The organism is Clostridium sp. CAG:221, assembly GCA_000435835.1.
Taxonomy (GTDB): domain Bacteria; phylum Bacillota; class Clostridia; order Clostridiales; family Clostridiaceae; genus Clostridium.
Genome location: FR883398.1, coordinates 52943 through 65655, shown reverse-complemented (window position 1 = coordinate 65655; position 12713 = coordinate 52943). Strand labels below are relative to the sequence as shown.

At 28.0% G+C, this 12713-nt stretch carries 12 protein-coding genes; 1 reads left to right on the top strand and 11 read right to left on the bottom strand.

Going from position 1 to position 12713, the window contains the following annotated elements; translation table 11 throughout:
* Positions 1-82: 82 nt before the first annotated feature.
* The 7 genes from Q5O44_RS06810 to ndk form a co-directional block, all read right to left on the bottom strand.
* Positions 83-637 carry a metal-dependent hydrolase gene (locus Q5O44_RS06810; protein WP_022167652.1) on the bottom strand — a complete coding sequence of 185 codons (555 nt, stop codon included), beginning with the start codon at positions 635-637 and terminating at the stop codon, positions 83-85.
* 398 nt (positions 638-1035) lie between these two features.
* Positions 1036-1899 (bottom strand): molecular chaperone DnaJ, encoded by an 864-nt coding sequence (locus tag Q5O44_RS06805; protein ID WP_022167650.1) that lies wholly within the window; start codon positions 1897-1899, stop codon positions 1036-1038.
* Between the two features lie 129 nt (positions 1900-2028).
* On the bottom strand, positions 2029-2421 hold the full coding sequence (locus tag Q5O44_RS06800; RefSeq protein WP_022167649.1) for a DUF3887 domain-containing protein: 393 nt from the start codon (positions 2419-2421) through the stop codon (positions 2029-2031).
* A gap of 3 nt (positions 2422-2424) precedes the next feature.
* Positions 2425-3198 (bottom strand): YhfC family glutamic-type intramembrane protease, encoded by a 774-nt coding sequence (locus Q5O44_RS06795; RefSeq protein WP_022167648.1) that lies wholly within the window; start codon positions 3196-3198, stop codon positions 2425-2427.
* Between the two features lie 36 nt (positions 3199-3234).
* Positions 3235-4518: a sensor histidine kinase gene (locus tag Q5O44_RS06790; RefSeq protein ID WP_022167647.1), complete on the bottom strand. Its 1284-nt coding sequence runs from the start codon at positions 4516-4518 to the stop codon at positions 3235-3237.
* 17 nt (positions 4519-4535) lie between these two features.
* Entirely contained in the window at positions 4536-5240 is a 705-nt protein-coding gene (locus Q5O44_RS06785; protein ID WP_022167646.1) for a LytTR family DNA-binding domain-containing protein, read from the bottom strand.
* Positions 5241-5414: 174 nt separating this feature from the next.
* Entirely contained in the window at positions 5415-5822 is a 408-nt protein-coding gene (ndk, locus tag Q5O44_RS06780; protein WP_302637550.1) for a nucleoside-diphosphate kinase, read from the bottom strand.
* Between the two features lie 125 nt (positions 5823-5947).
* On the opposite strand from ndk, the gene Q5O44_RS06775 reads away from it, so the two are divergent.
* Positions 5948-6811: a GNAT family N-acetyltransferase gene (locus Q5O44_RS06775; RefSeq protein ID WP_022167644.1), complete on the top strand. Its 864-nt coding sequence runs from the start codon at positions 5948-5950 to the stop codon at positions 6809-6811.
* 38 nt (positions 6812-6849) lie between these two features.
* Here Q5O44_RS06775 and Q5O44_RS06770 read toward each other — a convergent pair whose 3' ends face one another.
* The 4 genes from Q5O44_RS06770 to Q5O44_RS06755 form a co-directional block, all read right to left on the bottom strand.
* Positions 6850-8739, bottom strand: a complete 1890-nt coding sequence (locus Q5O44_RS06770) for an endonuclease MutS2 (RefSeq protein WP_022167643.1) — start codon at positions 8737-8739, stop codon at positions 6850-6852.
* A 380-nt stretch (positions 8740-9119) separates the two neighbouring features.
* Entirely contained in the window at positions 9120-10934 is a 1815-nt protein-coding gene (gene glgB / locus Q5O44_RS06765; protein ID WP_022167642.1) for a 1,4-alpha-glucan branching protein GlgB, read from the bottom strand.
* 363 nt (positions 10935-11297) lie between these two features.
* Positions 11298-12032: a hypothetical protein gene (locus Q5O44_RS06760; protein ID WP_302637545.1), complete on the bottom strand. Its 735-nt coding sequence runs from the start codon at positions 12030-12032 to the stop codon at positions 11298-11300.
* An 87-nt stretch (positions 12033-12119) separates the two neighbouring features.
* Positions 12120-12644, bottom strand: coding sequence for a flavodoxin family protein (locus Q5O44_RS06755; protein ID WP_022167640.1), 525 nt, complete (start codon positions 12642-12644; stop codon positions 12120-12122).
* Positions 12645-12713: the final 69 nt, after the last annotated feature.

Here is a 12713-nt window from a genome sequence, read left to right as displayed (position 1 = left end):
ACTTTCCTAAGCGTTAAAAAATAAAACATACATATGTATGTTTTATTAAACAAATGAGTCTATCTTTTAAAAACTTATAATACTACCAATCAATGGATGTTTTATTTTTGCTATTCCTACAAGGAAGCTTAATTTCAAAAAATTTAAGATTTTTTCCTCTTGGAGAAAATCTATCACAAACAATATGTAATATATATCCTGTTGTAAAACCTAGTGCCAAATATTTATTTCCTATTAAAAATACACTCCAACAAAATGAAGTAGTACCTAGTATTTTATGTGTGAACATTCTATGAGGAGAAAGTTTTCCTAAAACAGTGTTGGCACAGAAAAAAACTAATCCTACATAATTTTCACTGGTATATTTAAAAATATTTACCATATCATCCACACTAACAGCTAATCCAAAACTATACCCCATCACTAAGGCAACCATAAGTATCATTATTATCTTATTAAATACTTGACTGGCCTTAGATTTACGAGAATCTATATCTGGCATATATGATCCTATAAATCCACCAGCTATTAACGGAACTAAATGTACTACATCGCCAATATTATTGTTCATTAAGAAACCAATACCCATGGTAGCAGTAGCGGTAGTCCCTATCATCATGTGTTCCTTACCTTTCATTTAATAACTCCAAACATTTTATTTTTATTTTAATTATACTATATATTTCTCTTTCTCGAAAGTATGTTCTTATGTTTTTTTATTTTTTATAAAATATAAAAAGCCATGTTTATCATGGCTTTACAAATATATTTTCTTCAATTACTATGTTAAAATCCTAAGGTATCTTCATATTCCTTAAGTACTGCTTCAGTATCTCTTGCTGTGTTTTCTTTAATTTTTTCTTCCTTTTCCTTTTCAATATCAACTACTTTTAAATTCTCTTCCATAACATATTACCTCCTACTTTGTATACGTTTACTTATGTAATTATTATATCACATTTGTATAAATTTTCCATATATTTTTTTCTTTTTATAAAAAAAGAAGAGAAATTTATTTTCTCTCATCTAAAAACCCTAAAAAGCAAAATCCTTTAACTTATTATTTATAGCTTCAATTATAGTTGGCACAGTTTTAACTATGTAAGGAATAAAAATTGATGATATTCCCACTGCTGCTGCAACTACAAATATCCTAATATCCATAGTTGCTCCCATGTATATTTGATATCCATGTATTGAAGTAACAGCTATAGCTGCTACAATTAACACTTTTGATACTATCCATGTGGCAAAGCTTATTAATTTTAATAATATTAGTAATATAGATAAAACTATTATTATAGGAACTATCATTATTTTTAATGGTAAAAGTACTATACTAAAAAGATTTATTTCCTTCTTTTCTTTTACTCTCTTTACATTTTTGCCTTCATATCTATTATATCTCTCATCACCTTTGTCTTGTTTATCCTTGTACTTATCATAGTCATCATCTAGTCTATGATTTTCCTTTACTTTTTTATTCTTTTCGCCTTTAGAATTACTCCTTCTTTGAGTCTTCTTTTTCTTTCTCTTTTTAGGTTTATGATCATGGTAGTCATCATATTCATCAAAGGATCTATAAAATGTTTCTTTATCTACAACTTGTCCATCCTCAAAATCATCATAATCTAAATCATTGTATTCTTCATATTCATCATACTCCAAATCATCCACTTCACAGTCTGTCGCTTCTTCAGCAAGCTCCTGTTCCTCACTAATGTTCTCTTTTTGACTTAATATATCATTATAAGCTTTAGTCAGTACTGCTTCAAAAGCTGCTGCATTTTTCTCATTTTTAACTTCTTTTTTTATTTTACTAATTTTATCTATATAAGCTTTTTCTATGTCTTCCATAGACGACTCTTTTTCAATCCCTAATATGCTATAACTGTCCATTTATATACTCCTTTCTATATAAAGTAATAATTTTCTTTTTATTATGTACTTTTTCTATTTTATCATATTTACCCAATATTATTTATATAAAATCTTTTCCATAAAGAAAAGCCATGCTTAATGCTGGCTTTACTTAATATATATTCCTATTAGCTCCATGCTTTCATTAAAAGAAACAGTAAATTGTACTTTATTTTCAGTATATTTAGCTATAGCGATAACTGTTGCGTTACCATCCTTTTCTGTAAAAGCAACTTTAGATATTTCTTCATACTGTCCTAAAGTACCATTAATTCCTTGCCATACCTCTTTAAGCTTTTCAGCTGTAAGAGCTTTCTTTAACTCATCACTTCCCATGGATACAATGTCTTCATATTTTCCTTCATTAAAATCTATAATGATTTCCTCAACTGATGATTTTAATTTTTCCTCATCGTATTTATCACTTAATGAAGCAGCTCCACATCCTGTAAGCAAGCTTAAACATAACATCATCATTAAAAATTTTCCGATCTTTTTCATATCCTACACCTCTTTATAAAATATTTCTTTAATTTTAATAGTTATAATTATAAATATAATTGCACATATTAAACACCATACTTCAACCCAAAATAAACTTCCCATGATGCTGCCTATAAAAGCAACTACTACATCAACTATGGCATGAAGTGCTATAGCAATTAACAAATAATGTTTTTTACTAAACTTTATACCATATAGCACTATCATAGTTAGCCCTAAATGGATTACCATGGCTAATATTCTTTCTAAGCCTATGGTTAAAACTGATATATTGTTGACAGAATTAAAAGCTATCATAGCTTCATTGGCATCCATCCCTAAAATTGTTCCATTATCATTGCCCAAATTTAAATTTAACAATATTATGAGATTGTATAATGAAGATATTCCTGCAATAAGTAGAGCTTCTATTCCTCCATGTCCTAAAGCAAAAGCAACACCATCACCAAATCTTCTATGCTTTTTTAAAGTAAGCTTAAACCCCATATATCTACCGCATTCTTCAAAAACTCCTGCTGTAATCCCTAAAAAAATAATATATGCTACTGGATAAAAGCTTTTAAATATATTAAAGCTATCAAATTTCACCATCACATTATTAATAAGTGGCAATCTTAAGCATATCTGTGTGATAAAAAATACTAATGCGCCAATTACATAAGATTTTAAATAATTTCTTTTTTTAACTAATATATATATGAATACTCCAAGGGGAATACCTATACATATGATTACATTAATAACTAAAGAAATAACCAATAAACTATCTTTCATAACAACTTCCCTCTATATTAATTGGAATTACGATGTTTACCTTAATACCTTAGTATCATAATCTATTTTTAAGTTACCTTCATATCTTTCTACAGCTAGTCTCACATTTTCTAAACCAAGACCTAAATGATCTTTCTTTGTACTCTTAAATTTCCCACTGCGTTCTTCTGGGAGTCTCTCTAAAGAATTAACTAAATTTATTACTATAAAATCATTAAACTTATCTATCTTTAAGATTATCTCCCTCTCTATGCTGCATTCTCTTGCACTTTCTATGGCATTATCAAATATATTAGATATAATTGCCGTTAAATCTATATCTCTAATAAAATCAAGACTTACATCACCTATGACAGATTTAACTTTTATATCTTCTTTTTCTGCTTTTTCAATTTTATCATTTAGTATTATATTGAGAACTTTATTGGTACTATATCTTCTTTGAGATAAATTATCCAGCATCCTATACATATCATCTGTATATTTCTCTGCCTTATGTTCCTGAGCATCCTTATATAATTCTTCAATAATCTGCAGATGATTCTTTATATCATGAATAACCTTCCTGGAATCTGCATATTTATTTTCCAATCTTTTATAATAGTCATACTCAATTCTAGATTGTTTTTCATATAAAGATAATTGATTCTTAAGCTCATTATTATTGGAAATTGACTCAAATACATTAGTTATAAATATATTAAATAAAATTATAACTACAACATTTACTATATATAAAATAATATCTGATATGGACATATACAGCTGTATGTATATTGATAAGGACACTATATAAAAAATACTAAATAGAGGCAAAATTAAAAAATTAATATATTGTACCTTAGAAAACCTGGTGATTTTTTTATTTTTAAAGCAAATGAGAAATAACCTTACTGCACTTAAGTTAGCAAACTGAACTATTAATGAAAGAGTATTTGAATATACCTCTAAACTATAAAAGTGAATGTTTAATAAATAAGTCATATATTGAAATGATACTGATAAAATAACTTGCAAAGAGCACATTACTGAAATAAATAAAGCGTAATAAAAAATATATACTTTTTCTCTATTGAAAAATAGATGTCCAACAATTATAGTTAGCAAGACATTGGTTAACATTCTCATTGCACCAGTAAAATACATAGAGCTTAAGAATATTAATAAGGTAAATACTATATAGACTATGATATATACATATTTCTTATAGAATACATTTCTTTTAAAATTATGCATGAAATTTAATACTATATAAGTAGAAAACATACCAAGTATTATGGATATAACTTGTCCTAAAATACTAATTGAATTATCTATCATCATACCTCTCCCTTTTTCTATATCTGTTCGGCAATAAACTCATTGAGCTTTTCCCTAAAGATTACTGACTTCTTCTGTGAAAGAGGTACTATATTACCATTCATCATAAAAATATCATAACCTTTTATTGATTTAACATGATATAGATTTACAGTGAAGCTTTTATGAGGCATATAAAAGCCGTATTGCTCCATTTTCCTTGCAATATCCATTATCTTCTCCTTAAGAATAAATACCCCCTTATTAGTATTCATCTTTATCTTCCTATTAAAGTACTCAAAATAATATATATCTTTAGGATGCATCCTTACTACTCCATCTATTGCTATAAAGCTTATACAGTGTTCTTCTTTCTTACTTTTTCTACCATAACTTATAACTTCATCTAGCTGCTTAAAAATCTCTTCCTGCTTTACTGGTTTATTTAAATATCCAAAAGCATGAACATTAAAAGCTGCATTTGTATATTCAGTATAACTTGTTACATATATTATTTTTACATCTTTATCATATATTCTTATTTTCTGAGCAGTTTCTATACCATTTATTCCATCCATATCAATATCTAAAAATATAGCATCAAATACCTCTTCTTCAGCTAAAAGCTCTTCCCCATTTTTAAAAGTACGAATATCAGCTTTTTCTTTATCATAGCTCTCTACATATCTTTTTATCTTACTTACAATCTTTGCATTATCATCGCATATTCCAATCTTAATCATTTTTAACTCTCCACATGTGTATTTCTATTTCCTAGGTTAATTTCATTATAAATACCAAGAAATCTTCTTTCAATATCTACTGCATAAGATACAGTTTTTTATGCATGAAATACATTAATTCATTTGCTTATATTAACTTATAAAAATAAAAAGGGCATAAGCCCTTCTTTATTTTTATAAACCTGGAAACCATAATTCTATTTCTTCCTTAGCATGCTCCACTGAATCAGATGAATGGACACTATTTTCAGTAATAGATTTAGCATATGCTTTCCTTATGGTTCCTTCCTTTTGTTTTTCCGGTTTAGTACTGCCATTAATTTCTCTTACTTTTTCTACAGCATCATTTCCTTCTAGTACAAGAGCACATAGGCTACTTCTGGTTATATAATCTATAAGTTCATTAAAAAAGCTTTTGCCTTTATGTTCCTTATAATGTTTTTCTGCAAATTCCCTACTTATCTTTTCCATTTTCAATGCAATTATCTTTAATCCATTATCCTCGTAAAAAGTTAGTATTTTTCCTATAAGGTTTCTCTCTACAGCATCAGGCTTAATTAATACTAATGTTCTTTCCAAAATTCATCACCTCATATAAGATTATGAGCATCCCCTTGAAAATTATTCCATTTATCACCCCTTATAATTGGAATTAATTATCTTATTAAATTATACTTATTATATAATATTTTTTTCTGGAGGATAAAATGGAAATTAAATCTCTTTCAAAATTAAATTCCAATGAAAAAACATCAATAGAACAGCTTGTTTTTATTTGTAATACTTTTGATAAATCAAAAAACATCTTATTTTTAAGCAATGAATTTAATGCTTATGACAATATGAATTGTTTCTTTCTATATTATGATAATGATGATCTTCTTGGGGTTTTAAGTGTTTATGCTGATACAAAAAATATTGCTGAGATTTCTGCTTATGTCCTTCCTTCTGAAAGACAAAAAGGTATCTTTAATAAACTTTATAAAACTGCCTGCCAAGAATTAAAAAAATTCAATTATGATTTTGTACATTTTAAAACTGAGGAAAGATTTCTTCATAGACAGGAAATAGCCAATAAACTTAATGCTATTCTTGTTGATACTGAATACCTTATGGAATATGATAAGTTTAATAATCTATTATCTTCTAAAAAAGTAACTGATTTAATTACTCGAAAAGCTTTAAAGGAAGATTTTCCTGCACTAATTTACGTACAGGTTCAGGCCTTTGAAGAATCATATGACCTTTCCGAAACTTATGTAAAACAAAGCTTTTATGATGAAGATACTTATTTATATACCACTATTTTAGATGGTGAGGTTGTTGGAACTTGTAGTGTTGATATATCTGGTGCTAATAATCTTATTTTTGGCTTATGTGTTATTCCTAGTCATCAGCACCAAGGTATTGGCTCTCAAATGCTTAAAAACATTATCAATGATATTTTAAAAACAAATGAAAAGCCAATAACAATATGTGTTGAATCGGAAAACAAAACAGCTCTACGACTTTATAGTAGTTCTGGCTTCAATATAATCTCACAATATGAATATTACCAGACTAAAATTTAAAAGAGAGTATGCTTTTTATCATCATACTCTCTCTCTTCTTACTTCATCATTTCTTTCTTTATATTCTTTAATGCCTTTTTAGATCCACGATTTATATCATGTTCTAATTTCCTTTCTTTATAACTTGTAAATAACTGATTAAAATCATAATCTTCTGGATATAACTCAGTTGCTTTTATATCCAATTTTACTCTTTTATAATTTACTTCCATAAAATCATTTTTATAAAATACAACCAAATTATTTAAATCATCTAATTCTTTATAAACAATGGCACTATCATTATTGTCTAGCAAGATTACTCTATCCCCTATTGAGTAATCTTCTATCTTTTGCAAAACTTCTACTATCTCTTCATACTTTGCAATCTTGCTTTCATTTATTAATTCATAATTATAATTCTTCTTTTCTATATATTGCTTTGTTCTCTCAATTATAGCATCTGATATACCCATTTTCTTTGAAATATATAAAGCGTTACTATCTCCACATTTACCAATGCTAAGCTTATATAGCGGCTCTAATGTATCTTTTTCAAACTCCATAGCTGCATTTTCAAAATCTGGATGTTCCTTAGAAAAGTTTTTAATTTCTCCATAATGAGTAGTTGCTATAGTTATACATCCCTTATGATATAACTCTTCTAAAATTGCAATGGCTAAGGCCGCCCCTTCATTAGGTTCTGTACCACTACCTATTTCATCAAATAAAAGTAAAGTAGACTTTCCACTGTCCTTTATTATTTGCGCTAAATTTTTAACATGAGATGAAAAAGTACTTAAAGCATTTTCCACACTTTGATTATCTCCTATATCTACAAACATCTTATTAAATACTGCCATTTCAGTACCTTCCTTAGCTGCAATATGGAAGCCTGATTGCACTGCCAAGGTAAGCATGCCCACGGTTTTTAAAACTACTGTCTTTCCACCAGCATTAGGTCCTGTAATTATAAGGGTTCTATAGTCTTTTCCAATTTCAAAATTAAGAGGTACACCATCTTTAATTAAAGGATATTTGCCATCAACTATTTTTATATAACCATAATCATTTAATTTAGGCTTTATCCCTCTTATGGCATTACTATATTTAGCTTTTGCCCAAATCATATCATATTCTGAGATAACATCTATATTCATTTTCAATTCTCTAATCTTTTCATAAAGCATTTCTGTAAGACCACCTAAGATCTTATACTCTTCCATACTTTCTTCAACCTTTAAAATTGCTAATTCTGAAGTATACTTAGAAACTACTTTTGGTTCAATAAACACTGTTGTTCCTCTTGAGGAAGCTTCAATTATTGTTCCTTCCACATACTTTTTAAACTCTGCTTTTATAGGAATGGTATACTTTCCATTTCTCTTACTAACAAAGAAATCTTGAATATATTTTTTATTTTCGCTATTCTTTAAGAACTTTTCCAATCTTTCTTTAATCTTAGCTTCACATTCTTCAATTAATCTTCTTATCTTTTTAAGGTTTTTACTGGCATTGGAATCAACCATAGACCCTCTAATACTTCTATTAATTTCTTCTTCAATATAACTTAAATCAGTAATATTTTCACCATAACTGCTTAAGGTAGGAGCATATCCTTCCTTATCTTTAATAAAAGATTTTACTTTTCTACTACCTCTTAAAAAGCTAGACATAGTAGTTAACTCTTCTGGCTCTAAAGATAAACCTTTTTCAATTTTATCAATATAAGGTACTACATTAAAAATCCCCTCTAAAGGTATATTATATGATGCATCTATGAGCCTTCTACCTTCACTTGTTTCATCTAATCTCTTATTTACTAGCTTTATATTGCTGCTAGGTTCTAATTTATCAATTAAAGCCTTTCCTAAGCCGCTTACACAATATTCTTTAACTATTTCTTTTAATTCAAAATAATTTAATTTTTCTAATGTTGTCTTATCCATTTTTCAATAATCCTTCCTTGTATATAATAGATACAAGTCAACGAAACCTTGATAGATTTCATTTGCTAATATATTTTTGCATATAAAAAGCTGTGGATACTTCCACAGCTTAAAATTCAACTTTAAATAAAGGTATACAATTATACCTGTACATAGTAAATTCGTGGACTTGTATCATATAGTTTAATTAATTCCATAACAAATAAAGGCACAATCACCCCATTTTTTTGGAATCAATATTAAATTAACTATTTGATACTAAACACTCACAAAAATACCTCTCTTCTTTGAAATCTATCTTAATTCTAATATATTAATTAAATTCTATTTTGTCAATATAAAAAGGAGTATGGTAGCTGAAACACCATACTCCTTTTCTCCTAATAATTTACCACTTCATAAATTATACCTGAAAAAGGTTTTAAATTAATACTTAAATTATATAAATTATCATCTTCTTTTGTTGTAGTAACATCACTTCTCACTCCCCATGTACTACCACCATAAATATCACTATCGCTATTTACTATTTCTCTTAACCTAAGCTCCTCTTCAACCTTAAAAGTAAATGGAGCATATTCATTATCAGAAAAATTAAGTGCTACTATGATTCTATGATCATCACGGCCACGTTCATATATATATACTGATTTTTCTGGTGCATTTACTTCTAACCATTTAAAATAACTACTATCATATTCATTTTCATATAGAGCTTCATAGTTATCATAAACTTCATTTAATCTCTTTATATATTTATTAAAAGCATCATGTAATGGCATCTTAATTAATTGCCAATCCTGTTCTCTCTTTTCATCCCATTCCCTAAATTGTGCTATTTCATTACCCATAAAATTTAGTTTCTTTCCTGGATGAGTATACATGTACATATATAATGCCCTACATTGTTTAAACTTATCGTCATAGTCTCCCCACATTTTTTGAATGATAGTAGCTTTTCCATGAACCACTTCATCATGTGAAAAAGGTAATAAAAATAATTCATTATAAAAATATTCCATTGAAAAAGTTAACTTGTAATAATGATTCGGTCTCTCTTTCGGTGGTATCTTAAAATATTCCAATGTATCATTCATCCAACCTAAATCCCATTTATAATCAAAACCTAATCCATTATATTCTACAGGTGCAGTTACTTTGGGATATGCAGTAGAATCCTCTGCTATTATCATTGCAGTAGGATGAAGTTTGTGTAGTCCATCATTCATATTTCTAATAAAATTAATTGCACAAGAGTTTACCCCCCTTGCAGGATTTCCTTGCCAATATATAGCTCTACTTATTGCATCCATTCTTAAGCCATCAAAATGATATTCTTTAAGCCAATAGTTTGCTGATGATTGAAGGAATGAGCATACTTCTCCCCTAGAATGAATAAAGTTGCAAGTTCCCCACTCACTAGCCCCTACATCCCTATGTGGATATTCATAAAGTTCTGTACCATCAAATTTTGCTAGTCCATAATCATCTACAGCAAAATGTACTGGAACAAAATCTAATATTACTCCCACATTAGCTCTATGACACTTATCTATAAGCTCTTTAAGATCCCTATTTGTCCCATATCTAGATGTTGGACTAAAAAATCCAGTGTTTTGATATCCCCATGAACAATCTACAGGATGTTCACATAATGGCATTATTTCAATATGAGTAAAACCATTTTCCTTAACATAATTTATAAGTGTATCAGCAATTTCATTATAACGATACCAACCATTATTAATATCTTTATCCTTTCTAGTCATCCATGATCCCATATGGATTTCATAAATATTTAATGGTTTATTATAACACTTATCCCTGTTATTCATCCATTCATCATCATTAAACTTATATTCATCTAAATCTACTATATATGAAGCAGTATTTGGTCGTAATTCCATTGCAAATCCATATGGATCACAATGATAAACTACTTGTCCGTCTCTTGTATGAATACAATACTTATACATCATTCCTACTCGTGCTTTTTCAGATGTAATACTATATATCCCACTTTGATGCTGTTGTTCCATTGCTTCTTCTTGCCAATCATTGAATTCGCCTACTAATGATACCTTTGCTGCATTTGGTGCATATACTCTAAATAAAATTTTGTCACCTATTTTATGTGCTCCAAAAAATTCATATGCATCAAAAGACTTACCTATATAGAAATCTTGAATATTCATATTGACTCCCCCCAATTATTACAAATACTTCTTTTAACCTCCTATTACTCTTCACTGGTATCTCTTTAAGCTTTTGGGTCTTATATCAATAATATTTCAAAATATAATCACTTGCTTTTCTTTCATCACTTTTATTTATACATTAAAAAAGAGACCTTTGTCTCCTATTATTTCCTTATCCTATGTATATCCATATGTACAATTCTTATGAAAAATCTTATATAATAGTTATCTTTTCTATTATTTAATACTATTCCTCATTATTAATAAGTATGCTAGTCAGTTAAAAATCATTTAAAAAGGCTGGATATTTCTATATCCAGCTCTTTTAATTCACCTTATTTTGTACTTATATTTATTTTATTATACTTCAATATGTTTTATATAAAAATCTATATCCCCATAGCTTGGAAGATTATAAAATCCATTTTTAGAATATTTTTCTAGACTACTCTTAAACTGATATATGTCATCAATATTTTTGATAATTTTTTTAACATTAGCGTTATTTCCATTTACAAAGGTACAAATAAGCAATATTGCTTTATTTGCCTTTGCTTTTCTTGCCTCTATCAATATTCCACTAGATGCTTCTAATAATTGATATGATACATTGGGCATTTGCTCCATATTCCCACCATACAATTCTTTATTAAACTGCCCTATTCTCTCTCTTAAATTATCACTTATATTCTTTGATAAAATAGATAGTACTTTACCACCAAACTTTTCATCAACTTTTGCTTCAATTCCAATGACAATATCATTCTTTTTCACCAATAGTAAATCATGATGTAGCCCTACTCCTTTAGTATCAAATATAGTAACAGCTTCTGGCTCAGCAAAAAACGGCTTATCATTTTCACACTGAATATTGATTAATATATCTTCAATTTCTTTAGGAATATATCCCTTAGCTGCAATAAAATATTCTGCAAGCATTTTTATAGTTACTTCATGCCTCCAATGATTATTTTTCTTAGGTGGAACATATTTAAACCAGTCAGCTTCAGACTTAATATAGTTATTACCTTTTTTCAATACAAGCTTATACATAATTAATTCACCTCTTGCTATATAATTATGCTTAAATAACATAATTTAATATCTATTCTCCACTTTTATGAAAAAATAAAGAGCTATAAATATGCTTTATAACTCTCTTAGCCCAGTAAAAAATATATTCTATGATATACTATTAATCTTGTTACATAACTTATCACATTCATCTACAGTGTATGCCCCCAAAGATTTTGAATGCAAATTCATGGTAAATCTATCCATCCATTCATTTAGAAACTCCTTATCACTACTTCCTTCATAAACTAAAGCAATATTCCAACTTTTATTATACCTGCTTATGTGCCTCATTGTCCCCTTTGATATCCTTGTATATGGAACTGCTAATGGAAGAAGTCTATCAATTATATTTTTCATTTTATATGAAATAAATCCTACATTTCCCTCTGTAAGAAGTATAATTGAATCAGAATTAATAAAATCCATAAAAATTTGATTGAAATCATCATTTACAAGACAAATTCCTGGTGTTTTAATCCAACAATCAGTACATCCTATACAACCATTAATCTTTGTACCATCAGTATTTATTACTTCTAAATTCTCAATTCTTTTTTTAAATACCTGTACTGCATTCATAGCTATAAGATCGTTATTGTTTAAAGTATTAATAAGCAGGTTCCTCTTCATATCACACCTCATTAATAATCATACTTATCTCTTTTAACTATATTCTTATGAAAAAAATAATATACCACT